This window comes from Microvirgula sp. AG722, from assembly GCF_003269145.1.
GTDB classification, from domain to species: Bacteria; Pseudomonadota; Gammaproteobacteria; order Burkholderiales; family Aquaspirillaceae; genus Microvirgula; species Microvirgula aerodenitrificans.
The window spans coordinates 40,390-65,440 of record NZ_QLTJ01000002.1 but is presented as its reverse complement, the minus strand read 5'-3'; the positions used below and the strand labels follow the sequence as shown (position 1 = coordinate 65,440).

General features: G+C 63.2%; 29 protein-coding genes, 3 tRNA genes and 1 other RNA gene. 21 read left to right on the top strand and 12 right to left on the bottom strand.

Annotated elements, in window-relative coordinates; translation table 11 throughout:
• The first annotated feature begins 7 nt into the window (after positions 1 to 7).
• From DFO50_RS03855 to DFO50_RS03815, 9 genes are all read left to right on the top strand, one after another.
• Positions 8 to 1,204: an ExeA family protein gene (locus DFO50_RS03855; protein WP_112692058.1), complete on the top strand. Its 1,197-nt coding sequence runs from the start codon at positions 8 to 10 to the stop codon at positions 1,202 to 1,204.
• Position 1,205: 1 nt separating this feature from the next.
• On the top strand, positions 1,206 to 1,505 hold the full coding sequence (locus tag DFO50_RS18775; RefSeq protein WP_146745010.1) for a hypothetical protein: 300 nt from the start codon (positions 1,206 to 1,208) through the stop codon (positions 1,503 to 1,505).
• Positions 1,502 to 1,747, top strand: coding sequence for a DNA-binding transcriptional regulator (locus DFO50_RS03845; protein ID WP_112692056.1), 246 nt, complete (start codon positions 1,502 to 1,504; stop codon positions 1,745 to 1,747). Before DFO50_RS18775 ends, DFO50_RS03845 begins: the two co-directional genes overlap by 4 nt.
• Complete coding sequence (locus DFO50_RS03840; protein WP_112692055.1) at positions 1,744 to 2,304, top strand: hypothetical protein; 561 nt, start codon at positions 1,744 to 1,746, stop codon at positions 2,302 to 2,304. Before DFO50_RS03845 ends, DFO50_RS03840 begins: the two co-directional genes overlap by 4 nt.
• A 14-nt stretch (positions 2,305 to 2,318) precedes the next feature.
• Positions 2,319 to 2,834 carry a host-nuclease inhibitor Gam family protein gene (locus DFO50_RS03835; RefSeq protein ID WP_233495180.1) on the top strand — a complete coding sequence of 172 codons (516 nt, stop codon included), beginning with the start codon at positions 2,319 to 2,321 and terminating at the stop codon, positions 2,832 to 2,834.
• 68 nt (positions 2,835 to 2,902) lie between these two features.
• Entirely contained in the window at positions 2,903 to 3,175 is a 273-nt protein-coding gene (locus DFO50_RS03830) for an HU family DNA-binding protein (protein WP_112692054.1), read from the top strand.
• An RNA gene (locus DFO50_RS03825) (hammerhead ribozyme type II) lies at positions 3,175 to 3,249 on the top strand. The genes DFO50_RS03830 and DFO50_RS03825 overlap by 1 nt, the downstream gene beginning before the upstream one ends.
• A 15-nt stretch (positions 3,250 to 3,264) precedes the next feature.
• Positions 3,265 to 3,864 (top strand): gp16 family protein, encoded by a 600-nt coding sequence (locus tag DFO50_RS03820; protein WP_112692053.1) that lies wholly within the window; start codon positions 3,265 to 3,267, stop codon positions 3,862 to 3,864.
• A complete protein-coding gene (locus tag DFO50_RS03815) occupies positions 3,861 to 4,217 on the top strand; it encodes a Mor transcription activator family protein (protein WP_112692052.1) in 357 nt (118 codons plus the stop codon). The genes DFO50_RS03820 and DFO50_RS03815 overlap by 4 nt, the downstream gene beginning before the upstream one ends.
• Positions 4,218 to 4,470: 253 nt before the next feature.
• Here the strand turns inward: DFO50_RS03815 and DFO50_RS03810 are convergent, their stop codons facing one another.
• Both DFO50_RS03810 and DFO50_RS03805 read right to left on the bottom strand, forming a co-directional pair.
• Positions 4,471 to 6,084, bottom strand: coding sequence for an ABC-F family ATP-binding cassette domain-containing protein (locus DFO50_RS03810; RefSeq protein ID WP_112692051.1), 1,614 nt, complete (start codon positions 6,082 to 6,084; stop codon positions 4,471 to 4,473).
• A gap of 207 nt (positions 6,085 to 6,291) precedes the next feature.
• Complete coding sequence (locus DFO50_RS03805; protein WP_199489738.1) at positions 6,292 to 6,750, bottom strand: helix-turn-helix domain-containing protein; 459 nt, start codon at positions 6,748 to 6,750, stop codon at positions 6,292 to 6,294.
• Between the two features lie 40 nt (positions 6,751 to 6,790).
• On the opposite strand from DFO50_RS03805, the gene DFO50_RS03800 reads away from it, so the two are divergent.
• The 3 genes from DFO50_RS03800 to DFO50_RS03790 all read left to right on the top strand — a co-directional run bounded on the left by DFO50_RS03800 (position 6,791) and on the right by DFO50_RS03790 (position 9,057).
• Entirely contained in the window at positions 6,791 to 7,282 is a 492-nt protein-coding gene (locus tag DFO50_RS03800) for a DUF2938 domain-containing protein (RefSeq protein WP_028497834.1), read from the top strand.
• Positions 7,283 to 7,397: 115 nt separating this feature from the next.
• A complete protein-coding gene (locus tag DFO50_RS03795; RefSeq protein WP_199489737.1) occupies positions 7,398 to 7,784 on the top strand; it encodes a helix-turn-helix transcriptional regulator in 387 nt (128 codons plus the stop codon).
• Positions 7,777 to 9,057, top strand: a complete 1,281-nt coding sequence (locus DFO50_RS03790; protein ID WP_112692050.1) for a type II toxin-antitoxin system HipA family toxin — start codon at positions 7,777 to 7,779, stop codon at positions 9,055 to 9,057. Before DFO50_RS03795 ends, DFO50_RS03790 begins: the two co-directional genes overlap by 8 nt.
• A 200-nt stretch (positions 9,058 to 9,257) precedes the next feature.
• On the opposite strand, the gene guaA is transcribed toward DFO50_RS03790, so the two are convergent.
• Positions 9,258 to 10,835, bottom strand: a complete 1,578-nt coding sequence (gene guaA, locus DFO50_RS03785; RefSeq protein WP_107889490.1) for a glutamine-hydrolyzing GMP synthase — start codon at positions 10,833 to 10,835, stop codon at positions 9,258 to 9,260.
• Positions 10,836 to 10,923: 88 nt separating this feature from the next.
• Positions 10,924 to 11,373, bottom strand: coding sequence for an SsrA-binding protein SmpB (gene smpB, locus DFO50_RS03780; RefSeq protein ID WP_028500042.1), 450 nt, complete (start codon positions 11,371 to 11,373; stop codon positions 10,924 to 10,926).
• Between the two features lie 148 nt (positions 11,374 to 11,521).
• Here smpB and DFO50_RS03775 point away from each other — a divergent pair, with 148 nt between their 5' ends.
• A complete protein-coding gene (locus DFO50_RS03775; RefSeq protein ID WP_028500043.1) occupies positions 11,522 to 11,959 on the top strand; it encodes a type II toxin-antitoxin system RatA family toxin in 438 nt (145 codons plus the stop codon).
• Positions 11,946 to 12,263, top strand: a complete 318-nt coding sequence (locus DFO50_RS03770) for an RnfH family protein (RefSeq protein ID WP_112692049.1) — start codon at positions 11,946 to 11,948, stop codon at positions 12,261 to 12,263. Before DFO50_RS03775 ends, DFO50_RS03770 begins: the two co-directional genes overlap by 14 nt.
• Before the next feature lie 16 nt (positions 12,264 to 12,279).
• Here the strand turns inward: DFO50_RS03770 and DFO50_RS19075 are convergent, their stop codons facing one another.
• From DFO50_RS19075 to DFO50_RS03735, 7 genes are all read right to left on the bottom strand, one after another.
• Positions 12,280 to 14,091: a methyl-accepting chemotaxis protein gene (locus DFO50_RS19075; protein ID WP_233495193.1), complete on the bottom strand. Its 1,812-nt coding sequence runs from the start codon at positions 14,089 to 14,091 to the stop codon at positions 12,280 to 12,282.
• A tRNA-Ala gene (locus DFO50_RS03760) sits at positions 14,052 to 14,127 on the bottom strand. The genes DFO50_RS19075 and DFO50_RS03760 overlap by 40 nt, the downstream gene beginning before the upstream one ends.
• Before the next feature lie 163 nt (positions 14,128 to 14,290).
• Positions 14,291 to 14,689: an alternative ribosome rescue aminoacyl-tRNA hydrolase ArfB gene (arfB, locus tag DFO50_RS03755; RefSeq protein ID WP_028500046.1), complete on the bottom strand. Its 399-nt coding sequence runs from the start codon at positions 14,687 to 14,689 to the stop codon at positions 14,291 to 14,293.
• Entirely contained in the window at positions 14,674 to 15,306 is a 633-nt protein-coding gene (locus DFO50_RS03750; protein WP_107890336.1) for a PolC-type DNA polymerase III, read from the bottom strand. Before DFO50_RS03750 ends, arfB begins: the two co-directional genes overlap by 16 nt.
• A gap of 219 nt (positions 15,307 to 15,525) precedes the next feature.
• Positions 15,526 to 17,142 carry a methyl-accepting chemotaxis protein gene (locus DFO50_RS03745; protein ID WP_158537396.1) on the bottom strand — a complete coding sequence of 539 codons (1,617 nt, stop codon included), beginning with the start codon at positions 17,140 to 17,142 and terminating at the stop codon, positions 15,526 to 15,528.
• Between the two features lie 348 nt (positions 17,143 to 17,490).
• Positions 17,491 to 17,566, bottom strand: a tRNA-Glu gene (locus DFO50_RS03740).
• Positions 17,567 to 17,615: 49 nt separating this feature from the next.
• Positions 17,616 to 17,691, bottom strand: a tRNA-Ala gene (locus tag DFO50_RS03735).
• Between the two features lie 164 nt (positions 17,692 to 17,855).
• On the opposite strand from DFO50_RS03735, the gene hpnC reads away from it, so the two are divergent.
• The 6 genes from hpnC to radA are packed head-to-tail and all read left to right on the top strand — an operon-like array spanning position 17,856 to position 23,456.
• Positions 17,856 to 18,668: a squalene synthase HpnC gene (gene hpnC / locus DFO50_RS03730; RefSeq protein ID WP_028500048.1), complete on the top strand. Its 813-nt coding sequence runs from the start codon at positions 17,856 to 17,858 to the stop codon at positions 18,666 to 18,668.
• 43 nt (positions 18,669 to 18,711) lie between these two features.
• Positions 18,712 to 19,548, top strand: a complete 837-nt coding sequence (gene hpnD / locus DFO50_RS03725; protein WP_028500049.1) for a presqualene diphosphate synthase HpnD — start codon at positions 18,712 to 18,714, stop codon at positions 19,546 to 19,548.
• Positions 19,533 to 20,846 (top strand): hydroxysqualene dehydroxylase HpnE, encoded by a 1,314-nt coding sequence (gene hpnE, locus DFO50_RS03720; protein WP_233495178.1) that lies wholly within the window; start codon positions 19,533 to 19,535, stop codon positions 20,844 to 20,846. The genes hpnD and hpnE overlap by 16 nt, the downstream gene beginning before the upstream one ends.
• Positions 20,843 to 21,586, top strand: a complete 744-nt coding sequence (locus tag DFO50_RS03715) for an SDR family oxidoreductase (protein ID WP_028500051.1) — start codon at positions 20,843 to 20,845, stop codon at positions 21,584 to 21,586. The genes hpnE and DFO50_RS03715 overlap by 4 nt, the downstream gene beginning before the upstream one ends.
• 14 nt (positions 21,587 to 21,600) lie before the next feature.
• Positions 21,601 to 22,098, top strand: a complete 498-nt coding sequence (locus DFO50_RS03710; RefSeq protein ID WP_051529000.1) for a hypothetical protein — start codon at positions 21,601 to 21,603, stop codon at positions 22,096 to 22,098.
• 2 nt (positions 22,099 to 22,100) lie between these two features.
• Complete coding sequence (gene radA / locus DFO50_RS03705) at positions 22,101 to 23,456, top strand: DNA repair protein RadA (RefSeq protein ID WP_107889495.1); 1,356 nt, start codon at positions 22,101 to 22,103, stop codon at positions 23,454 to 23,456.
• A gap of 9 nt (positions 23,457 to 23,465) precedes the next feature.
• On the opposite strand, the gene DFO50_RS03700 is transcribed toward radA, so the two are convergent.
• Positions 23,466 to 23,810: a DUF2325 domain-containing protein gene (locus tag DFO50_RS03700; protein ID WP_028500053.1), complete on the bottom strand. Its 345-nt coding sequence runs from the start codon at positions 23,808 to 23,810 to the stop codon at positions 23,466 to 23,468.
• Between the two features lie 196 nt (positions 23,811 to 24,006).
• Between DFO50_RS03700 and DFO50_RS03695 the strand changes: the two genes are divergently transcribed.
• A complete protein-coding gene (locus tag DFO50_RS03695) occupies positions 24,007 to 25,002 on the top strand; it encodes a Fe(3+) ABC transporter substrate-binding protein (RefSeq protein WP_199489736.1) in 996 nt (331 codons plus the stop codon).
• Positions 25,003 to 25,051 lie beyond the last annotated feature (49 nt).

Sequence of the window (25,051 nt, the reverse complement as noted above, 5' to 3'; positions counted from 1 at the left end):
AGCTCTCATGCTGAAACTGAAATCCCTGCTGCAGCAGCTCGGCCGTACCCAGTCCGAGCTGGCCCGACACCTCAATGTCAGTTCGGCCACCGTGGCCCAGATCGTCAACCACGGCGAATGGCCGAGGAGTCTGGATGAGCGAGCGTTGCGGGAAAGCACCTGCATTTTCCTGCACAGCCACGGCGCGACTGCGGCCGAACAGGCTGACGCTTTTATCGAGGTGAGCGAGCTGCGCGCCAACGCAGCCCGCCCGGTCTCCCCATCGAAAACCCGTGAAGACATCAATCAGGAGGACTCCATGCTACTGCGCAAACAGACCTTGTATCCAGCAACCCGCAAACATTTCGCCCTGTTCCGCGACCCGTTTGCTGACGAGGCGGTCCAGTCGAACGAGGACATGTATATCAGCCCGGACATTCGCTACGTTCGCGAGGCCATGCTGCAGACGGCCAGGCATGGCGGACTGCTGGCGGTGGTCGCCGAGTCGGGCGCCGGCAAGACCACGCTGCTGCGTGACCTGGAAGACCGCATTCTGCGCGAGGCCCAGCCGATTACCCTCATCCGGCCGTATGTCCTGGCAATGGAGGACAACGACCAGAAGGGCAAGAGCCTGAAAGCAACGCATATCGCCGAGGCGATCATGGCTGCCGTGGCGCCGCTGGAAAAGCCGAGGTCGAGCCCGGAGGCGCGTTTCGCCCAGTTGCATAAGGCATTGCGCGAGAGTCACGCCGCTGGCTACCGGCATTGCCTGGTGATCGACGAAGCCCATGCGCTGCCCATTCCGACCATCAAGCATCTGAAGCGATTTTTTGAGCTGGAATCCGGCTTCAAAAAACTGCTGTCGATCATCCTCATCGGTCAGCCGGAACTGAAAGCCAAGCTCAATGAGCGCGCCCAGGACGTGCGTGAAGTGGTGCAACGGTGCGAGATGGTCGAGCTGACGCCCCTGGAGGGGCAGCAACTGGACGAATACCTGAAGTTCAAGCTGGAGCGCATGGGGAAACCGGCCGGCGATGTCATTGACGCCGGTGGTATTGAGGCGCTGCGCGCCAAGCTGACGGTGACCAGCTCCAGGCAGCATGGCGCGGAGACGGTGTCGCTGCTGTACCCGCTGGCCATCGGCAATTTGCTGACCGCATGCATGAACAAGGCTGCCGAGTATGGCTTTCCGCGCGTGACGGCCGACGTGGTCAAGGGGGTATGACATGACGCCGAACCGCGTATTGAACCCCGCTGCGACGGCTCGCCTGGGGCTGCAGAACCGTGTGCTGCGCCGCCTGCGCGAACAGGGCGTCCAGGTCATCGCCGTCGACTCTGATCCTGATCTGACGCTGCTGGTTGATGCGTCTGCCGGACCGTTGCTGCGCCGCCAGGCCAGTTGCATCACGACCCGCCGGAGTGCTGTCGGCACCTGGGTCAGCATCCACGTCGATGAGTGCCGAGTCGTGTGGAATGAAGTCCACAGCGTATTGCCATCAACCATGTCTCATCGGAGCAAGTCATGACCCGTATCCAGCCTCGCGAACTTCGCCGCCTGTCCGGGCGCACCCAGCAGACGTTCTGGCAGCAAGTGCATGTCACCCAGTCCGGTGGGAGTCGTTATGAAAGCGGCCGCGACATGCCTGCGTCGGTGATCGAACTGCTGCGACTGCACTATGTGCTGGGCATCGACACCCGGCAGATCAATGCCAGTAATGCCGAGCAGATCCGTGCCGTGCTGGAGAACGGTACGGCGGGTGGGGCATGAAGCTGAAATGTCCGGCCTGCGGCGCGCTGTCCAGCCTGGATGTGCTGATCGCCAGTGAGGGCGCGCGTGAAGCGGTGATGCTGGCATTGCGCGCTCCGGCCCCCCTCGGCAAGCGTTTGATCCAGTACCTGGCGCTGTTCCGGCCGCTCAAGCGGGAACTGAGCTTCGAGCGTGTTGCCAGCCTGCTGAATGAGCTGCTGCCCGACATCGAGCGTGCGCAAGTTCAGCGTAACGGTCGTGACTGGTCGGCACCACAAGTGGTGTGGGTGACCGCAATAGAGGTGGTGTTGGCCGCACGCGATGCCGGCAAGTTGCAGCTTCCGCTGAAAACGCACGGCTACCTGTATGAGGTGATCGCCAGCCAGACCAACCAGTTTGAGGCAAAGGCCGAAACGGCCCGCGAATACCGACGGCAGCAGGGAGAGGGCTGGCGCCAAGGCTGCGGCTTTATCCCTGCAGCCGACGCCCTGGCGCGAGATTCGCCGCCGTTGTCCAAGGCCAGGCGTGCGCCCATGCCGGCATTTGTGAAACAGACCTTGAACAAGACCGCCAGCTGATTAAGGAGATTCCAGTGGCAAAACAGAAAACCAAAGCGGCTGCCTTCGTGTGCCAAAGCAAAGAGCAGGCGATGGACTCCATCCGTGCCTTGGGTGATGCACAGCGAGAGCTGACCCGCATCGAGACGGAGATCAACGACCTGATCGCCGAGGCCACCGCGTCCCGCAAAGAGCAAATCAATGCACTCAAGGTTCAGGTCGAGACGCTGACCGCCGGTATTCATACCTGGTGCGAAGCCCATCGGGCGGAACTGTGTGCCGATGGCAGGAAGACGGCCAATCTCATCACCGGGGAAGTGTCCTGGCGTCAGCGCCCCCCCAGCGTTTCCATTCGTGCTGTGGACAAGGTGATGGACACCCTGCGCGCATTGGGACTCGACCGTTTTATCCGCAGCAAGGACGAACCGAACAAGGAAGCCATGCTGTCCGATCCGACGGCGGTTTCCGGTATTGCCGGCATCAGCATTGTGACCGGGGTTGAAGACTTCATTGTTCAGCCGTTTGAGGTCGAGGTGGTAACGGGTGTCTGAGCCAAATGTGCGAACGGATTGAGCACGGCTTTGTACTCACAATATTTCTCACCAGTAAGGATCTGACCATGACCAAGCAGGAACTGATCAAGCACCTGGCCGCCCAGGCGGACGTTTCCAGCAAGCAGGCCGAAGCCGTGCTTAACGCGCTGACCAGCACGGTGCAGGACACCGTTCGTACCGGCGGTGAACTGCTTATCGCTGACCTCGGAAAATTCGGCACATCCCAACGCGCAGCCAAAACCGGACGTAACCCGAAAACCGGGGAAACCATCCAGATTGCAGCCAGGCGCGTTCCCCGATTTGCGCCGGCCAAGGCACTGAAGGACGCCGCCGCGTAAAGCGAAACCGCGCGCATGGACACATGTGCGTGGTCTGCCCGGCAGGGTCGCCGGGTACTGATGAGCAGCCAACGATGAATGCACCGCAAATGAATCAAGAACGCCAACGGCTGATCCGCCTGGTCCACGTGGCCAAGCGCGATCTCGGCCTGGATGACGGCAGCTATCGCGCCATCCTGCTGCGGATTGGAAAGAAGGCGTCAGCTGCAAATTTGACCGTTCCAGAACTGGAGAAGGTTTTGGAATACATGAAGCGTAGCGGCTTCAAGGTGCGTTCCAAGAACAGCGGCTTGAGCCTGGCCGATGACCCACAGTCGAAAATGATTCGCGGCTTGTGGCTGGAGCTGGCGAGTATGGGCGTAGTACGCAATCCGTCGGAATTGGCCCTGCGTACCTTCGTCGCCCGCATGACCAGGGTCGACATGTTGAAGTGGCTATCGGCCGAACAGGCCAGCCAGGTTATTGAGCATCTGAAAGAGTGGCGCGAGCGTGTGATCTGGGACCGCCGTGCCAGGTTGGCAAAGGCTATGCACCTGGCTTCCCCCTCCAGCATTGAGCAGATGGCCGCACAGGAAGACCAACTGCGTGATGCAGCCAATCAGGTGCTTGGACGCAGGGCCAGCGTGGGCGATATGACCGAGATCGAATTCAAGGCCGTCATAGGACACTTTGTCAGGGAGGACGTATGAAAGGGGGGGCGGACTTCAAGAGCAAGGGGCCGGAACTATTGGTCGACCTCGCTCAACATACTGCGGTAGCGCTGACCGAGCTGCTGGGCATTGAGCCCGCCAGGGCCGAGCAGGCTGGCCGGGAGATCGCGGACCGCATGGCCGCACACTGGGGTGGCCAGAACATCTATTTCCCGATGGGGCTGTCCTACAAGCTGTCCCAGCGTGACCAGCAGATTTACGATGCGTTCAACGGCACCAACCATAGCGACCTGGCACGCAAGTACGGTGTCTCGCTGCAGTGGATTTACAAGATCGTGAAGACCGTCCGCCAGGAAGAGACGGCACGCCGCCAAGGCGACATGTTCACCTGAACGAACGGGCCACAATCTGGCCCGTTCTGACTTTCATCTGTTGCAACAGTTTTTCAGTTCTGTCGTCCAGACTCTTCCCATATCGTCCCGGCAAGTCCCAATTATCTCTGACTTCTCTGTCGGGATATCTCACACCACCACAGCACCCCGCCCGGATGAGACGAACGGGCCATCAGTGATCTCCAGCATCAGGAGGGTTTTACGGGGGTGTCAGATGACAACTTTCGAGTGTCGTTTCTGACTGCCGTGTTCCTCACCACGGCTCCAGTCGCCATCCCTGTCCGGTCGCCACCAGGCGATGCGTCAAACCCAGCCTGTCCATGAAGGCATCGTCGTGCGAGACCACGACCAGCGCGCCCTGATAGCTGCGCAGCATGGTCTCCAGCGCCTGCAGCGAAGGCAGATCCAGATGGTTGCCGGGTTCATCCAGCAACAGCAACTGCGCTGGCGGGTCGGCATAGAGCACGCATGCCAGCGCCGCTTTCAGGCGCTCGCCACCGCTGAGTGAATCGCTGGGCACGACGATTTTCCGGGCATCCAGCCCGAGCTGGGCCAGGCGCATGCGCAGCGCGCTTTCCGTGGCCGTGCGATTGGCGTCACGCATCTGTTCCAGCACGGAGCGCTGCGGTGCCAGGCTGGCCAGCCGCTGATCCAGATGGATGCCCTTAACCGGCGTTCTGCATGTCCCGGCCAGAGGCTGGAGCTGGCCGGCGAGGACTTTGAGCAAGGTCGACTTGCCGCAGCCGTTGGGCCCGACCAGCCCCACACGCTGCTGTCCGCCCAACGTCAGGCTGACATGGCGCGTGGCTGCCGGCACGAAGGGCAGCACCACCGCATCGAGCTCGGCGACACGTCGCTGTGAAGACGGGGCGACCGGCAGCGCGTGCAGCACGATGGCCATGTCGTCCTCGACCTGCCGGGCGGCCTCGTGCACGCGCCGGGCCAGTTGTTCACGGGCCGCGGCATGCTGCTGGTGCAGCTTGCCCGCCGAAGTTTCGCTGCGCGCTTTCTGACGGTCGAGCAGAATCCTGGCCTGATTGGCTTCGTGCCCGTGCCGGTTGCCGCGCGCCTGCCGCTGCTGCTGGCGCTCGTGCTGCTCGCGCAGGGACTGTTCTTCGCGCTGGCGTTCGTGCTTGCGCTGCTCAAGCTGCCGGACGGCGTTCTGCCGCTCCTGCACCTTGCACTGGGCGTAAAAGGAGTAATTGCCACCGTAGCTGCGCAGTCCCAGCGAAGACAGCTCCACGATGCGCGCCATCGTCTCCAGCAACTGGCGGTCGTGGCTGACGACCAGCAGTCCGCGCGACCAGCACTGCAGCTGCGCAATCAGTGCCTGGCGGCCCGGCCGGTCGAGGTGGTTGCTGGGCTCGTCCAGAATCAGGAAATCGGCATCCGACAACCAGGCACCGATCAGCGACACGCGCATGGCTTCGCCGCCGCTGAGCGTGCAGGCTGGCGTCGCCGCATCGAGATAGCCCAGACCATGGTGCTCCAGCTCGTGCTGCAATCGCTGGTGCATATCCCAGCGGTCGCCCACGGCATCGAAATCCCCGGGCGCCGTACTGCCCGCCTCGATGCGTTCCAGCGCATCGAGCGTGGCCTGCACACCGGCCAGACCGGCAACGGTCGGGATTGCCGGAAGCGATACCTGCTGTGCCAGGTAATACACGCTGCCAGAGCGCATGCAACGCCCGGTCGTCGGCGGAACCTGTCCGGCCAGCATGCGTGCCAGCACGGTCTTGCCGATGCCATTGCGCCCGACCAGACCGGTGCGGCGCAGATCAAACTGTTCGTTGAGGCCGGTGAAAAGCGTTCTGCCGTCCGGCAGAACATGGGATACGCCTTCCAGCGTGAGACCGGGACTCGTCATGTGTCACTCCAGGGATGCCAGGTACTCCCCCTGCTTGTGGGGGTAGGTGGAGACTGGCCGTCATGAAGACGGCGGCATCAATGGCGCATGACGATAACCCCGGTGAAGTGTGGTTCTTCTGCAATCTTAAGGGTATCGGCGGTCAAGGGCAAAGCCGTGCCGCTCACCCGTTCGAGGCGCTCCGTCGTGCAGGCAGTCAGCCATCCTTCAACCGTGCGGGCAGGTGCGCTGCTGTTTCAGGGCACCGGCAGCCGCAGCCTTGAGCAGGCGCTGAAAGGTCGGACACGCGGCATGACTGGCGGCGGGACATGCGGCCGCATGCCGCAATCCGCGGCTCATGGCCTGAAGCTGCTTGATCGTCGCATCGATCTCATCAGCCCTGGCCACCAGCATCGCCCTGTCGACGCGCGCCTCTCCACTCGGGGAAAGCATGGTGCGTATTTCATCCAGCGAAAGACCACCGGCCTGACCCAGCGCGATCAGGGCCAGCTGATCGAGCACGGACGGTGCAAACTGGCGGCGCACTCCACGCGGGCTGACCGACGAGATCAGCCCCTTTTTCTCATAAAAACGCAGCGTGTGAGCAGGAACCCCCGTTCGCCTGGCGACTTCCGCGATATCCATGCATCGACCCATTGACTTGAAGTTGACTTCAACTTCTATCATCCATCCGTCAATCCGGGCAGTCAATAAAGGGGAGGCGGGCATGGCATTACTGGAAGCGGCAACACGGGTTGTCCTGATGGGCATTGGCGCCACGGTCATCATGGATCTCTGGCTGATGCTCATGAGGGCGCTTGGCGTTCCCACGCTCAACTTCGCCCTGGTCGGGCGCTGGGTGGGACACCTGTGCCATGGCCGGTTTTCACACACCCGCATCGGCCAGGCCCGTCCGGTGCACAGGGAAGCAGCGCTGGGCTGGATCGTGCACTACGCCACCGGCATTGCCTTCGCCGTTCTCCTGGCCTGCATTCAGGGCCTGGCCTGGCTGCAGGCGCCGACCCCGGCGCCCGCCATCATCGTGGGTGCCGCGACCGTGGTTGTACCGCTGTTCCTGATACAGCCAGCCATGGGGGCGGGATTCGCGTCTTCCAGAACCCCGGCGCCCGGCAGGAACTGCCTGCGCAGCGTGATGACGCACACTGTCTTCGGACTGGGCCTTTACTTGTCGGCAGTCCTGATCGCTTTCGTGTCTTGACCGGCGTGACCGGGAAAGCCGGTACGATCGCAGATCATGGTAAAATTAAATCCAGTATATTGTGGCTAAAGTACTATTATTTAATATAAGACACAAAATACAGGAATTATTATGCTTGATCGGTGCTTTGGCTGATTCTGCAATTTCGGATGCCAACAAGCAGGACTCGACAGGAATGCACGCCATGCTGGATTTAAGCTTCAGCAAGCCGGATGAGGTCGTCAAACGGCTTTGCGAGCGTCTGCGCACGGAGCGTCTGGCGCTGCAGATGACGCAAGCCGACGTGGCCGGTCGCGCCGGCATCGGCGCCAATACCGTGTCCAACCTCGAGGCCGGGCGCAATGTCGGGTTCGAGAACGTGGTCCGCGTGGCAATGGTCCTTGGCCGGGCCCGGGAGCTCGAAGACCTGTTCCTGCCAAAACTGGACAGCCTCGAAGACATTCGGCGCTACGAAAACAGCGCCAGTCGTCACCGTGCCAGGAGGAAGTCCGGCAATGCTTGAGCAAGTAAACGTGTACTACGAGGGCTGGGGTGAGCGATGGCTATGGGGCACGCTGATCTCCACCACCGCCCTGACCGGTCGCCCCCAGATCGTGTTTGAGTACAGCAATGAGGCCAGGCAAAAAGGCCTGGAGCTGTCGTCCTACACCCTGCCGCTGGCGGGGCCCCCGCTGCGCCGGGGTTTCCCGTCCCACCAGTTGGGATTGCCAGGACCCGTCTATGACGCGTTGCCTGACGGCTGGGGCATGTTGTTGATGGACCGTTTGTTCCGGCGCCGTGGTCTTGCCACTGCGCGTATCGGCCCCCTGGAGCGACTGGCATACATTGGCAGCAATGCGATGGGCGCCATATCGTTCGAGCCAGTGGTGCCCGAGGGCCAGGGATCCCGAGTGCATCTCTCGCTCGATCGGCTTGCCGCCGAAGTGCAGGAAGTGCTCCGTGGCGACGGTGGAGAATTCCTGCAGAGACTGCTGCTGGTAGGGGGCTCGCCCCAAGGTGCCAGACCAAAGGCGCTGGTTTATCGCGATCCTCAAACCGGTGCATTTACCACTGCCGTGACGCCGGGCTTCGAAGCCTGGCTGGTCAAGTTCCCGGCCAAAGACGAGCATGCAGAAGTGTGCACTATCGAAATGGTCTATGCCGCGTGTTTGCGCATGTGCGGTATCCAGACCCCGGACACGCAGTATTTCAGTCTGCCCGATGGGCTGGCGGCGTTCGCCAGCAAACGCTTTGATCGTCAGGACGGTCAGCGCATTCCCATGCAAAGCCTCGCCGCTTTTACCGGGGGCGACTACAAGAGCCCCGGGGTCCTGGACTACGTCAACTTCTTGCGCGCGACCCAGATGTGCACCAACGACGTGCGAGAGAAGGCATTCGCCTTCGAGCGTGCCGTCTTCAATGTGGCGTTCAACAACCGGGACGACCACCCCAAGAACTTCGCCTACCTTATGTCGCCAACTGGCGAGTGGAAGCTGGCGCCGGCTTACGACGTGACCTTCTGCGAGGGGCCCGGCGGGTATCACCAGATGGACGTGATGGGGGAGGCACTGGAGATTGATCGCACCGCGATGCTCCGACTGGCCGAGGAGGCCGAGGTTTCCGAGGAGACAGCCGGCCGCATCGTTGACCGCATCTGCGACGTGGCCAGCCAGTTTGCCGTCATCGCCGACAAGCAGTATCCGCAGCTCATCACCCACGACACCCTGCACATGATCCAGAGCCGCATCGACCAGAATGTTGATCTGCTGCGTCAGGGGGCTCGGGCGGGGGGCTGAGGTGATTATCGTCTTCGGCACGGTGCCTGCCGGGTGGTGGCAAAGGATTTGCAGGTGCAATCGGCTTGCGGAGGTGGCAGTGGCGGCATGAGCCGACCTCCATCAATAGCGGTCGACCGTAGAAACAAAGAAACCCCTGAAAATTCAGGGGTTTCATCGTTGTTCACGATAGTGGCCAAAGGCTGAAAACTATCGCCGGATCATTCCCACTCAATCGTCGCCGGCGGCTTGCCGCTCACGTCATACACCACCCGGTTGATGCCGCGCACCTCATTGATGATGCGGTTCGACACCCGGCCGAGCAGGCTGTACGGCAGTTCGGCCCAGTGGGCGGTCATGAAGTCGCTGGTGACCACGGCGCGCAGGGCGACCACGTAGTCGTAGGTGCGGCCGTCGCCCATCACGCCGACCGACTTGACCGGCAGGAACACGGCAAAGGCCTGGCTGGTCAGGTCATACCAGGTCTTGCCGCTGGCCGGGTCGATGGTGTTGCGCAGTTCTTCGATAAAGATCGCGTCAGCGCGGCGCAGCAGGTCGGCGAATTCCATTTTGACTTCACCGAGGATGCGCACGCCAAGGCCCGGGCCCGGGAACGGGTGGCGGTAGACCATGTCGTGCGGCAGGCCAAGCTCGATGCCGAGTTGGCGGACTTCGTCCTTGAACAGTTCGCGCAGCGGTTCCAGCAGCTTGAGGTTCAGCGTTTCCGGCAGGCCACCGACGTTGTGGTGGCTCTTGATGGTGTGCGCCTTCTTGGTCTTGGCGCCGGCCGATTCGATCACGTCCGGGTAGATGGTGCCCTGGGCGAGCCAGCGGGCGTTGGTCAGCTTCTTCGACTCGTCCTGGAACACTTCGACGAATTCGGCGCCGATGATCTTGCGCTTCTTCTCCGGGTCGGTTTCGCCGGCGAGCTTGCCCATGAAGGCGGTGCTGGCGTCGACCTGGATCACCTTCACGCCGAGGTTCTTCGCGAACATGTCCATCACCATCTGGCCTTCGTTCAGGCGCAGCAGGCCATGGTCGACGAACACGCAGGTCAGCTGGTCGCCGATGGCGCGGTGGATCAGCGCGGCGGCCACCGAGCTGTCGACGCCGCCGGACAGGCCGAGGATGACTTCCTCGCTGCCGACCTGGGCGCGGATCTTCTTCACCGCTTCGTCGATGTAGTTCGGCATGGTCCACGACGGTTGCGCGCCGGCAATGTGCAGCACGAAGCGGTGGATCATCTCGGTGCCGCGCCGGGTGTGGGTGACTTCCGGGTGGAACTGCACGCCGTAGAAGTGGCGGGCCTCGTCGGCCATGCCGGCGATCGGGCAGGACGGGGTTTCGGCGATGACCTTGAAGCCGTCCGGCAGCGCGACGACCTTGTCGCCATGGCTCATCCACACGTCGAGCAGGCCGTGGCCGGCGTCGTTGGCGCGGTCCTGCAGGCCTTCCAGCAGTTTGGAGTGGCCGCGGGCGCGGATTTCGGCGTAGCCGAATTCACGCATGTGGCCGGCGTCGACCTTGCCGCCCAGCGACTGGGCCATCCACTGCATGCCGTAGCAGATGCCGAGCACCGGCACGCCGAGATCGAACAGCGCCGGATCGGCGAGGTATTCGGATTCGTACACCGAGTTCGGGCCGCCGGACAGGATGATGGCCTTCGGCGCGAACGCGCGGATGTCGGCGATCGGCATGTCGTACGGGTGCAGTTCGCAGTAGACGTGGGCTTCGCGCACGCGGCGGGCGATCAGTTGGGCGACTTGCGAGCCGAAGTCGAGGATGAGGATCTTGTCCATGGCGTTCCCTGGCTGTCTTAATGGCAAAGGCCGCGCACGGCGCGGCCGGAATATTCGGATTGTGGGCAGTGGCGCGGCACGGGGCGCGTCACTTGCGGTTTTCTTTCATATAGCGCTGCTTCTCGCGTTCCGCTTCCCGTTCCTTGGTGCTCTCGCGCTTGTCGTGCTGCTTCTTGCCCTTGGCCAGGCCGATTTCCAGCTTGATCCAGCCCTGCTTGTAGTGCAGGTTCAGCGGCGCAATGGTGTAGCCGGCGCGTTCGACCTTGCCGATCAGCTTGTCGGTCTCGCGGCGGGACAGCAGCAGCTTGCGGCGGCGTACCGGGTCGGGAGTGATGTGGGTACTGGCGGTAGGCAGGGCGGAGATGTGCGCGCCGATCAGCCAGAATGCGCCGTTGATCAGTACGACATAGCCTTCCTTGATCTGCGCGCGACCGGCGCGGATCGACTTGACTTCCCATCCCTCAAGCACGAGGCCGGCCTCGAAGCGTTCTTCGATGAAGTAGTCGTGCAACGCCTTTCTGTTTTCGATGATGCTCATAGCGGGCTCCGTGAAGCCGGCTATTGTAGCAAAATCCGGCCCCGGGCCGAAATCCGCCTTGATTCAACAGCTTGATCCTGGTCCGCGCGGGGCGTGCCGGCCGGTTTATAATGCGCGACTGTCCACACCGGCCCCTTCTTCCTCTTACATGCCCGTCATCGAAAAAACCGTCCTGGTGGCGCACTCTCCGGCCCAAATGTTCAATCTGGTCAACGACGTGCCACGCTATCCGAAATTCCTGCCCTGGTGCTCGCATGCCGAGGTCGTCGAGTCCGGCAATGGCGAGATGGTGGCCAGCCTGCATATCGACTATCTGCGCATCCGGCAGCATTTCACCACCCGCAACCGGCTGGTCGACAACGAGCGCATCGACATGGATCTGGTCGATGGCCCGTTCAAGCACCTGTCGGGGGGCTGGCGCTTCCAGCCGCTGGGCGATATCGGCTGCAAGATCGTGTTCGAACTCAGCTATGATTTTTCCAGCAAGCTGCTGGAGAAGGTGATCGGGCCGGTGTTCAGCCGCATCATGACGTCGCTGGTCGACGCCTTTATCCGGGAAGCGGACAAGCTGTATGGCGACGACTGAATCCTTCGACGTCGAGGTCGCCTATGCGCGGCCGGAGCGGCAGATGATCATCCGGCTGAAGGTCGCCGCCGGCACCACGGCCGGGCAGGCGGTGCGCCAGTCCGGCATCCTCGGGCAGTTCGACGATATCGACCCGGCGCAGATGGCGCTTGGCATCTTCTCCAGAGCGATCAGCGAAGAGACCGTGCTGCGCGAACATGACCGGGTCGAGATCTATCGCCCGCTGATTGCCGACCCGAAGGCGGTGCGTCGCGCACGCGCCGAGGCCGGCAAGAGCATGAAAAAGGGCGGGAGCGGCGAGTAGTCCCGCCGCCCGCCGGTCACACCCGGTACTGGGCGACGATGGCCAGCAGTGCAGTGCCATCCTGGTTCAGGCTGGTGCTGACATTGGCCGTTTCCATGGCGCCGGCGTGGCTTTCCTCCGCCAGACTGGCGATTCTTTCGACTTCGATGGCGATGCCGTTGCTGGCAATGTGCTGTTCGCGCATCGCTTCGGAAATCTCGCTGATCCGGTCGACCACCGTGCTGGCGCCAGCCAGGATCTTTCCGATCGCTTCATCGGCCGACCGGGCGTGAGCCACTCCGGCGATGACTTCTTCCTCCGTGCGCTGAATGGCCTCCACCGTCTCGACCGCCTCGCCCTGGACATGGGTGATGGTGGCCGAAATCTGCTGGGTCGATTCTGCTGTCCGTTCGGCCAGTTTCCTGATCTCGTCCGCCACGACGGCAAACCCCCGTCCCCGCTCGCCGGCACGGGCGGCTTCAATCGCCGCATTCAGCGCCAGCAGATTGGTCTGGTCGGCGATGTCCTTGATGATGGTGACGATGGCGCTGACATCGGACAGCTGCGCGGACAGGGTCGCCACCTGGGTCGAGCTGCGGGCCGCCTGGTCGGCAATGCAGTGGACTTTGTTTATGGTGTCGGCAATGGCCGTGCTGCCACTCTCGGCCAGCTCCCTTGATGTCTGCGCCGCGCGCAGCGCGTCGCCGGACTGCTCGGCGACATGGGCAATGCTCACCGTCATCTGCTCGATCGCTGCCGCCATCTCCACCGTGGAGCGGGTCACCCGGTCCGATGTTGCCGACAGCGCGCAGGCGCGGCTGTCGAGTGTCTCCGAGCCATGGCCGACGCGGTTGCCGATCATGACCAGCCGGCCCAGGCTGTGCTGGAGACTGGCCAGCAGATCATTCAGTGCCAGTGCCGTCTTGCCGGTTTCATCCCGCCGTTCGCCCTCGAAGCGATGGGTGAAATCGTAGTGGTCACTGACATGGACGCTGTCACGCTGCAGCCGGAGCAGGGGGCGGACAATGCTGCGTGACAGCAGAACGCAGGCCAGGGTCAGCAACAGACCACTGCCGAGGCTGATGACCAGGGTGCCGGTTGTCATCAGCGACAGGGTGTTCTCCGTCAGGGCATTCTGGCGTCGCGCTTCCCCATTGTTGAATTCAGTCAGGGCATCAATGGCCTGATACACATTGCTGGCTGCCTGCGACGGGCGGCTGGCGCCGGCAAGGTAGGCATGAAGCCGGGTTTCATCGCTGCTGTCCAGCAGTTTTCCGGTCGAATCGAGCCAGAGACCCAGTCTGGTTTTCAGCTCCTGAAACAGGCGCTGGTCTTCGTCCAGAATTTCAGCCGGATCCAGTTTGAGGGCTTCTTCATAGCCGGCAAGCGCGGTGTCGATTTCACTGCGCTTGTTGATGAATTGCTGGCGCAGATCCGCTCGTGCAGCCGGATCGGAGGCGGCATATAAAACCAGACTGCGGCGCGCCTCGGAAAATTCCATCTGGATTGCCGGTACCCGGGACAGGGTCGGGATCACATTACCGGTAATGTTTTCCACGCTGATTCTCGCCCGGGACATCAAATACAGGGAGACCGATATCTGAATGGCGAAAACGGCAATAATGGATAGACTCAGAATAACGAGCTTGTGCGCTATTTTCACGATTTGCTCCAGGCTCTCACGGGGATGCCAGTTAACGGCGCATGGTATCTGGACCCAAGTGCTAGTATCCGGAGCAAAAGATGTTGTCGGCGGTGCGGCGACGAACGAAAAAACGGCAGCGTTTCCGCTGCCGTTTTCTCTGATCCTGGTGGAGGTAAGCGGGATCGAACCGCTGACCTCTTGCATGCCATGCAAGCGCTCTCCCAGCTGAGCTATACCCCCCGTTTCTTCGGCGACAATCGGCGGACTGCGCTGAAGAGGACGCAACTTTGCCATAGTGATTCGTACTGCGCAAGCCCCCTGTCACAAGAAATCTGGCTGCCATGGCCGGCAAAGCGGATAAGGGAATGAAACAGAAAGGGTTTTTCCTTTGGCCCTGATGCAACTATTCGGCGGGTTTTCCCCGCAGACGCTTCACCTCTGCGCGCTTGCCTTTCGATTCCAGCCGTCGTTTCACCGAACCATGGGTCGGTCGGGTCGCCTTGCGCGCCTTGACCGGCACGCACACGCTGGCGATCAGCTGGCGCAGGCGCTCCAGTGCATCGGCGCGATTCTTGTCCTGGCTGCGATAGCGCTGCCCCTTGATGACGATCACGCCATCCTTGGCGATGCGCTGGTCGTGCAGGGCCAGCAGTGCTTCCTTGACCGCATCCGGCAGTGAAGACGCGCGGATATCGAAGCGCAGGTGGACCGCGCTCGACACCTTGTTCACATTCTGGCCGCCGGCGCCCTGCGCACGGATGGCGCTGAATTCGACTTCGAGTTCGTTCAGCGTGACCGGCATGGTGCGGACTTTCCCGGTTGCTGGCGCAGGAATTCGCCGACCCGGGCCTTTGGCACGCGCTGCAGCGCGCACAGCAGCGAATGGGTCGGTGCCGCGACGCGATGGCGGGTCTGCAACTGGTCAAGCAGATAGGTGGTCAGATTGGCTGCCATTTCCGCATCGGCCAGTGCCCGGTGCGCCTGTCCGGTGACGGGCAGTTGCGCCCAGGCGGTCAGGTTGCCGAGCTTGTGGTTCGGCGCGTCCGGCAGCAGCCGGCGCGACAGCAGCATCGAACAGGCGAATGCCTGCCGGCGGGCCAGGCCGATGCGTGCCAGTTCGGCATCCCAGAATTTCTGGTCGAAGGCGGCATTGTGGGCAACCAGCGGCGTGTCGCCGACGAAGGCGGCGACCTCGCGCATCACCTGCGCCGCCGGCGGTGCTTCGCGCAGCATGCGGGTGGAGATGCCGGTCAGCGCCTCGATAAACGGCGGCACGCTGACGCCGGCGTTCATCAGGCTCTGGTAGCGGGCAACGATGTGGCCATCTTCGACCAGCACGGCGGCGATTTCGGTCGCGCGTCCCTGCTGGCCGGGAGAGATACCGGTGGTTTCGAAGTCGATGACGGCAATGGGTTCCAACGGAAAGACCTGCTGATAGGGTGGAATCGGGAAAGACACGCAGTGTAAGGCCTGGCGCCGCAGGCTGCAGGACACGGGCGGAAAAAAGCCGCCCGGCAAGGGGCGGCCCGGACTGTCCGTCAACGCCGCCCACGAAGAATGGACGAGCGCAGCGGGGGGCGGAAGAGGCTGGCTTCAATCCGGCAGACTGCCGTGCCCCCGACTGACAGCAGTCTGCTGTCAGATTTTGAAAATGCTGACGCTGTCGTCCAGTGTCTTCGACAGCGTGGCAATGGCCGCACTGTGTTCGGTCATGCTTTCCATGGCCGCCGTGGTCTGTTCGGTCATGGCCACCATCTGTTCCATGTGGCGCTCGATCTCGCCGCTGGCGACTTTCTGCTCCTGTGCCTGATTGGCGATATGGTCGATATCGGCATTGGCATGTTCGGCACTGCTGGCACTGGCGCGGAACAGGGTGGCGACGTGTTCCATCTTTTCCACGCTGGCCTGCAGGGCATCCAGCCCCTGACGCACGACCTCGCTGAGGGCGGCGGACTTGTCGCCGAGTTGCCGGTTGACCGCATCGATCTCCGAGGCCGACGTGGCGGACTTCTCCGCCAGCAGCCGGACCTCGTCGGCGACCACGGCAAAACCGCGCCCGGCCTCGCCGGCACGCGCCGCCTCGATGGCGGCATTCAGCGCCAGCAGATTGGTCTGGTCGGCAATGTCGCGCACATCGCCGGTCATCTGGGTGATGGAAGCCGAGCTGTTGACGAAGTCGTCGACCGCCGTGGCCAGATTGCGGATCAGCGACTGCATCGACACCATCGCCTGCTCAAGCTGGCCCATCTGCATGACGCCCTGGCGGCTGTCGTCGAGATTGGCGGTGGCGTTCTGGCGCAGGGCGGCCACGGCATCGCTGACCAGACTGATGCTGACCGACAGCTGTTCCACCGCGGCGGCGGAGGCGCTGGCCGAGCCCGACTGCGACTTGCAGGCCTCGTGGACCTGCTGTGCCGCCGTGGCCAGTTCCTCGCTCATGGTGCTGGCATCATCGACCCCCTGACGGACGCTGCCGACGGTCTGGCGCAACTGGATGATCATGCGCTGCATCGCAGCCTGCAGGCGGCCGAGTTCGCCGCCATGGGTGATGTCGACCTGATGGTCGAGCCGGCCGGCGGCCACGGCGTCGGCAGCATCGACGGCCTGGCCCAGCGGCAGGGTGATGGAACGGGTCAGTACCCAGGCCAGCAGGATGCCGAGGCTGAGCGTGATCAGGGTCACGACCAGCAGGATCATGTGATTGGTCTGCATCAGCGCCAGAATCTGTTCGCTGTCTTCGGTATTGGAATCGAACTCGATATTCAGCAGCGCATTGACGGCCGCTTGCAGACGTTCATGACTGGCGCTCATCGGCCCGTCCTGTTGCTGCTGGGTGGCGGCGGCATCCCTGGCTGCAATCAGGCGCAGGGTCTTGTCGGCTTCGGTATTGAAGTCGTTGTACGCGGAAAGCATCTTGCTTAATGCTTCGCGTTCGCTCGGCATGCTGTCGGCACTGTCGATATTGGCTCGCAGACGGGACAGATTCTGCTGGATCTGCTGACGCTGTTCTGCCACGGTATTGCCGATGACACTGGCGTCCATTCTCTGCTCGGCCTGATTGATGGCGCGCAGAATATCGTTGCCGTGTTGCTGCAGGGAATTCAATTCATGAATGTTCAGGCCGGAGATTTCCACGATGGATGTGACTTCGGCCTGCATCGCGCGCTGTTGTTGCCAGATACTGAAAGAGAGCAAGAGCTGAAACAGTAAAACCAGTGCAAAGCCCAATATCAGGCGGGTCCGAATACTCGTCATCCGGAAAAATTGCAACATGAGGAAGCTCCTGCATTATAGGTATATAGAAAAGTGAGGACGTAGGGCTCGCTCTATTTGTTCTTGTTTTGTCAGCGTGAAAGCTGCTGCCGGGATGATAGGTTATATGAGCATTCGGCCATATCGAAATGGGGTCCGATTTTTATATGACCGGATCGACATGCCTGCGAGTGTTAATCCAGTCTTATCCGACGGGAAAATAAATGATGAATCAGAGACCTGATTTTATGGATTGCAGACGCCGGGTCGTGCCGGGGCAGGGGGGGGGCGAAAACGACAGGCAAAGAAAAAGCGGCTGCTTGATGGCAAGCAGCCGCTTTTTCCTGATGCTGGCGTCCCCACGGGGAGTCGAACCCCGGTCGTCGCCGTGAAAGGGCGGTGTCCTAGGCCTCTAGACGATGGGGACATCTTCCGGATCGTCGCAACACTGAACCGTTGCGATACCGCGAAACCGTTGGTGGAGGTAAGCGGGATCGAACCGCTGACCTCTTGCATGCCATGCAAGCGCTCTCCCAGCTGAGCTATACCCCCACGAATCCGACACAATCTGCAGCGCGGTTGGGCCGGCGCTGCGTCGAAGTGGGGCGCATATTATTGATCGGCTTTCAGCCTGTCAACACTTTTCCGTCGTTCCCGTCTTGGGCCGGGCTGGCTGGGCTATACTTTGCGGCTTTGAGACCAGACGGGACGGGACAGTGGGCGTCGGACATTACGAGAATTTTCCGGTAGGTTCCATTCTGTTGCCGCGCCGGATCCGCCGTGCCGTGCACGCCATTTACCGCTTTGCGCGCAGTGCCGACGACATTGCCGACGAAGGGGATGCCAGTGCCGGCGAGCGGCTGGCCGCGCTGGCGGTCTGCCGGGCCCGGCTGCACGAGATCGAGGCCGGCCAGACGCCCGGCGACGCGCTGTATGCCGAACTGGCGCGGGAAATCCGCCGGCACGCGCTGCCGATGCAACCGTTCCATGACCTGCTGGACGCATTCGAACAGGACGTGACGGTCACCCGCTACGAGACGTTTGGCGATCTGGTGTCGTACTGCCGCAAGTCGGCCAATCCGGTCGGCCGGCTGATGCTGCAGCTGATGGGCGAGCACGATGCGCGCCGGGTGGCGATGAGCGACGGCATCTGTACTGCGCTGCAACTGATCAACTTCCTGCAGGACGTGGCGCTGGACTGGAAAAAGGGCCGGGTCTACCTGCCGCAGGACGCCCTGCGGCGCTACCGCATCGACGAGGCACAGATCGGCCGCGCCGACACCGGCGGCCTGTGGGGCGCCATGATGCGCGATCAGATCCAGCGCGCGCGCGGCATGCTGGCAGCCGGGGCGCCGCTGGCGCAGCAGATGAGAGGCCGCTTCGGCTTCGAACTGCGGATGATCGTCATGGGTGGCGAACGCATCCTGTACAAGATTCATCAGGTTGACGGCGATGTCTTCCGTCAGCGGCCGGTGCTGGATAGTCGCGACTGGGCCTATATGGTCTGGCGGGCACTGAGAAAAAAATAAGACAGCCGCAGTCGGCAATGAACACATTCAGGGGGAGGGCGGCGTGACGCCGGACCAGTATTGCGAAGACAAGGCCGCGAAAAGCGGTTCCAGTTTCTACTACAGCTTCCGCTTCCTGTCCGATGACAGGCGGCGGGCGATTACCGCCCTGTACGCGTTTTGTCGCGAGGTCGACGATGTGGTCGACGAAACCCGCGAAGAACAGGTGGCGCGGATGACGCTGAACTGGTGGCGCGGCGAACTGGCCGCGCTGTACGCCGGGGCGCCGACGCATCCGGTGACCCGGGCGCTGCAGCCACACGTGCAGGCCATGGATCTGCCGCAGGGGCTGTTCGGCGAGATTATCGACGGCATGGAAATGGATCTGGACCAGGCGCGCTACGCGACCTTTGCCGATCTGCAGCGCTACTGTCACCGCGTGGCCGGCGTGGTCGGGCAGTTGTCGGCGCGGATTTTCGGCCATACCGATCCGCGCACGCTCGACTATGCACATGATCTCGGCATCGCTTTCCAGCTGACCAATATCGTCCGCGACGTGGGCGAGGATGCCCGGCGCGGCCGCATCTACCTGCCGGTCGACGAACTGCAGCGCTTCGGGGTGCCGGCGGCCGATGTGCTCGCCTATCGCGAAAGCGAGGCATTCGGCCGGCTGATGACCTTCCAGATCGAGCGGGCCGAGCAGTGGTACGCACAGGCGCTGGCACAGCTGCCGGCTGCCGACCGCAAGTCGCAGCGGGTCGGGCTGGCGATGGCGGCCATCTACCGGGCGACACTGGACGAAATCCGTCGTGACGGCCCGGCCAGGGTCCTGAACCAGCACCTGTCGCTGACCCCGCTGCGCAAGCTGTGGCTGGCCTGGAAAACATGGACCTTCGGCTGAAGCCGGCGCAGGTCGCCGTGATCGGCGCCGGCTATGCCGGCATTGCCGCTGCTGTCGAACTGGCGCGACGGGATCACCGGGTCACGCTGTTCGAGGCCGGCCGGGTGGCCGGTGGCCGTGCGCGGCGGCTGGGGCAGGCACCGCGCGGGCTGGACAATGGCCAGCACCTGCTGCTCGGCGCCTACCGCGAGACACTGGCGCTGATGCGGTCGGTCGGCGCCGATCCGGACCGGCTGCTGCTGCGGCATCCGCTGGCGCTGGACGTGGCCGGCGGTGTCGGCCTGCGCCTGCCGGCGTGGCCGGCGCCGCTGCACGTGCTGGCCGGGCTGGCGACCGCGACCGGGCTCGACCGGTCGGCGCGCGCGCGTCTGCTGGCTGCCATGCTGCGGCTGCAGCTGGCGCGCTTTCGCGTGCCGGCCGGCATGACCGTCGCCGCCTGGCTGGCGGCGACCGGGCAGGGGCCGGCGCTGGTCGACGGCTTCTGGACCCCGCTGGTGCTGGCCGCCATGAACACGCCGCCGGCAAAGGCCGACATGCAGATTCTGGCCAACGTGCTGCGCGACAGCCTTGCCGCCGGCCGCGCCGCCAGCGACCTGCTGATTCCGCGTACCGACCTGTCCGCGCTGCTGCCGGAACCGGCCATCGCCTGGCTGGGCGCACGCGGGCATGCATACCGGCCCGGCTGCCGGGTGCAGCGTATCGTGCCGGTCGACGCGGGAGTCGATGTCGACGGCCAGCATTTCGATGGTTGCGTGCTGGCCACGGCGCCACAGCATCTGTCTGCGCTGCTGCCGGCCGACCGGTCATTCGACGATCTGCGATCCAGGGTCAATTCCATCGCTTTTCAGCCGATATACACCGTGTACTTGCGTGCACGGACCGGTGCCCGTTTGCCGCTCCCGATGATGGGGCTGGCTGGCGGCATTGCCCAGTGGGTGTTTGATCGCGGACAATTCAGCGATCAGGAAGACCTGTTTGCGGTCGTCATCAGTGGCCCCGGCGCTCACGAAGCGTGGGATCATGCTGAAATCGGCCAGCGGGTCGCCGCAGAACTGGCGCAGCAATGGCCGCAGCTCGATGGGGTGGAAGTGTTGAAAGTGATTGCCGAGAGGCGGGCGACTTTCAGTTGCGAGGCCGGCATGCAGCGGCTTCGGACCGACACGCCGCACGCGCGCCTGCGGCTTGCCGGCGACGGTGTACAAAATGAATATCCGGCCACGATCGAGGGTGCGGTTCGCAGCGGATTGACCGCCGCGCGCGCGCTGGACGCGGGCCTCAAACAAGAAAACCGGACATGAACGACTACCTTCCCCAAGCCGACGAACTCAAAGACCGCGTCATTCTGGTCACCGGGGCGACCCAGGGCATAGGCCGGGCCGTGGCGATGGACTTCGCCAGCCGTGGCGCGACCATCGTGCTGCTGGCGCGCGGCGCGCGTCGACTCGAGGCGGTCTATGACGAAATCGTCGCCGCCGGCTACCCGGAACCGGCTGCCATCCCGCTCGACCTGCTGACGACCACCGATGAGCAGTTCGAGCAGCTGGCGCTGCAGATCTACAAGACCGTCGGCCGGCTCGACGGCATCGTCCATTGCGCGGCGCACATGTATGCGCTGTCGCCGCTGAAGGACCAGCGCATCGAGGAATGGGTGAACCAGTTCCGCATCAATACCGTGGCGCCGTTTGCCCTGACGCGTGCCTGCCTGCCCCTGCTGACCCGTTCGCCGGATGCGGCGGTGGTCTTTGTCGGCGAAACCCACGGCCTGAAAGCATCGCCGTACTGGGGCGCGTTCTCGGTGTCCAAGAGCGGGCTGTCGCATCTGACCCGCATTGCCGCCGACGAGTGGGACATGCATCCGAACCTGCGCGTGAATCTGCTGGTGCCGGGCCCGGTCAACTCGCCGCAGCGCGTGCGGACCCATCCGGGGCAGGCAAAGAGCGAACTGCCGAATATTGAAACGCTGCTGCCGGCGTTCTGCTACTGGAGCGGTCCGGCCAGTCAGGGACGCAGCGGCGAAGTCGTCGAACTCAATTCTTGAACGGACCCCAACTCATGCGCGCTCTCATTGTGCTTGCCCTGACCCTGGCAACGACCGGCTGCAACTGGATTGGCAATGTCAGTGGCCTGAACCGTGATGCCAACAAGGCGATCGGTGCCGGCTGCCGGCAGACTGGCCGCTCGCTGGAAGAATGCTATCAGCGCAATACGGACGCGGACCGTGCGCAGGTGTACGCGGGCTGGAAGGAAATGAACGAGTACATGGCCAAGAACCAGCTGCCGACCCTGACGCCGCCGCCCCCGCCGGTACCGGCGGCCGACAAGGCCGGAGCCGGCAAGAAGCCGGAAACGCTGAAGCCGGCCCGGAGCGAGCCGCTGGACCCGGAAGTGGAAAAGCTGATGAAGGTGATCGAGGCGACCAATGCGTCCGATCACATGCCGACCCGGCGCCAGAATGTGGCTGACGCGTCCGAGCGACTGATTCCGACCCTGCGCAAGACGGCCGACGAAGAAGCCCGCCGCTCGTCGCCGGTACCGCCGGCCGCCCACTGAGCATGGCCCGCGCAAAAGCGGCCTATGTCTGCGGTGACTGCGGTGCGACTTCGCCGAAATGGCAGGGACAGTGCCCGGGCTGCGGCGCCTGGAACTCGCTGACCGAAACCGTGATCGAGCCGGCGAAGCCGGGCGGTCGCTACGAAGCGCTGTCGGTCACGTCCTCGGTGCAGACCCTGGCCGACGTGCAGGCGGAGGAAGCGCCGCGCACGCCGACCGGCATCGAGGAACTCGACCGGGTGCTCGGCGGCGGGCTGGTACATGGTGCGGTGGTGCTGATCGGCGGTGATCCGGGTATCGGCAAGTCGACCCTGCTGCTGCAGGCGCTGGCCACGATCGGACTCAGTCGCAAGGTCCTGTATGTGACCGGCGAGGAATCCGCCGCCCAGGTGGCGCTGCGCGCGTCGCGGCTGGCGGTCGATGCATCGGCGGTGCGCCTGCTGGCGGAAATCCGCCTCGACCAGATCATTGCCACGCTGAAGCATGAAGCACCGGATGTGGCGGTCATCGACTCGATCCAGACCGTCTACGCCGATGCGCTGAATTCGGCGCCGGGCTCGGTCGCCCAGGTGCGCGAGTGTGCGGCCCAGCTGACCCGCGTGGCCAAGCAGACCGGCATCACCATCGTCATGGTCGGACACGTGACCAAGGAAGGCGCGCTGGCCGGGCCCCGCGTGCTGGAGCATATCGTCGACTCGGTGCTGTATTTCGAGGGCGACACCCATTCCAGCTTCCGCATGATCCGCGCGATCAAGAACCGCTTTGGCGCCGTCAACGAGCTGGGCGTGTTCGCAATGACCGATCGCGGCCTGCGCGGAGTCAGCAATCCGTCGGCGATTTTCCTGTCCAGCCGCCGTGATGACGTGCCGGGCTCCTGCGTGCTGGTGACCCAGGAAGGGACCCGACCGCTGCTGGTCGAGATACAGGCACTGGTCGACGACACCCACGCACCGCAGCCGCGCCGGCTGACGGTGGGGCTGGAGCAGAACCGGCTGGCGATGCTGCTGGCGGTACTGCACCGGCATGCCGGCATTGCCTGCTTTGACCAGGATGTGTTCGTCAATGCGGTGGGCGGTGTCAAGATTGCCGAGCCGGCGGCCGACCTGGCCGTGCTGCTCGCCATCGTGTCGTCTTTGCGCAACAAGCCGTTGCCGGACAAGCTGGTGGTGTTCGGCGAGGTGGGGCTGGGGGGCGAGGTCCGGCCGGTGCAGCGCGGGCAGGAGCGGCTCAGGGAAGCGGCGAAACTGGGCTTCGAGCGGGCGATCGTGCCACTGGCCAACCGGCCGAAGCAGCCGGTGGAAGGCATGGAGATCATCGCCGTGGAACGCCTGGAGCAGGCGGTGGACGCCTGCCGCTGACCGCGTTGCTCAAACGCGTTTCAGCGGGCGGACGCTGCCGCAGGGGGTGTCGCAGCCGCTGCAGGTCTGCAGGCCCACGGCCGACAGCGCCTGCTTCAGCGCGCAGGTTGAGCGGCGACAAGCCACGAAGCGGACGTCGCGGCTGGCGGCCAGCGAGCGGAAGTGCTTCATCACGTTGTGCCCCAGAAAATCGGTGAACAGGATCAGCAGGTCGGTGTCTGCCGGCAGCGTGTTGGACTTGCGCTGGTGGGCGCTGTTGCGGCCACTGACATGACGGTGAATGGAAATGCCGAATTCGTTCAGGACGTTCGGAATGTTGCCCAGGGTATCGGCACCAACCAGCATCGCGTTCATGGTCTGTCTCCTGTTCAGGGGATAGCGTGGGTTAATCTGGATAATTGAGAATTATTATCAGCTATACCGGACCGGGTCTGTCAAGATGTAAATGAGAACTGTTTTCAACATTGACACGGGCACGTGCCAAGAATCCGTTAAGAATCGACAAGTAAGGTGAGTTTCATTCTCACTTCCCCGATCGACTGAAGGATTCATGATGAAAAAATTCGCCCTGGCCGCGGTGGCTCTGTCCACCCTGACTGCGCTGGCGCACGCCGAGGCCGTGACCGTGTACACCGCCCGCAACGAGCAGCTCATCAAGCCCCTGTTCGATGCCTACACCAGGGAGACCGGGGTCGAGGTCAGGTTCGTCACCGACAAGGAAGGTCCGCTGATGGAGCGGCTGAAGGCCGAGGGCAAAAACACGCCGGCCGACATGCTGATGACGGTCGATGCCGGCAACCTGTGGCAGGCCGCGCATGAAGGCCTGCTGAAGCCGGTCGCATCGAAGACGCTGGACGCCAATGTGCCGGCCCACCTGCGTGATCCGAAGGGGCAGTGGTACGGGCTGTCGGTGCGCGCCCGCACCATGTTCTACAACACGCAGAAGGTGAAGCCGGCCGACCTGTCGACCTACGAGAACCTGGCCGATCCGAAGTGGAAGGGCCGGCTGTGCCTGCGCACGTCGAAGAAGGTCTACAACCAGTCGCTGGTGGCGACGATGATCGCCGAACACGGTGCGGCCAGGACCGAGAAGATCGTCAGGGGCTGGGTGGCCAACCTGGCCACGGCGCCGTTCCCGGACGACACCAGGATGCTGGAGGCGATTGCGGCCGGCCAGTGTGATGTCGGCATTGCCAACACCTACTACTACGGCCGTCTGATGGAGAAGCAGCCCAGGCTGCCGCTGGGCCTCTTCTGGGCCAACCAGAAGACCTCCGGCACCCACGTGAACGTGTCCGGTGCTGGCGTGACTGCACATGCGAAGAACGAGAAGGGTGCGCTGAAGCTGCTCGAATGGCTGTCCGGCCCGCAGGCGCAGAACCTGTACGCCGACAAGAACATGGAATACCCGGTCAACCCGAAGGTGAAGCCGGACCCGGCCGTGGCCGCCTGGGGCGATTTCAAGCACAACTACGTGAATGTGTCCAAGGCCGGTGAGCTGCAGGCCGAGGCGGTCAAGCTGATGGATCGTGCCGGGTATCGCTGATTCATTTTCTGCCTGATTCCCGAAACCGCCCCCGGGCGGTTTTTCCCGT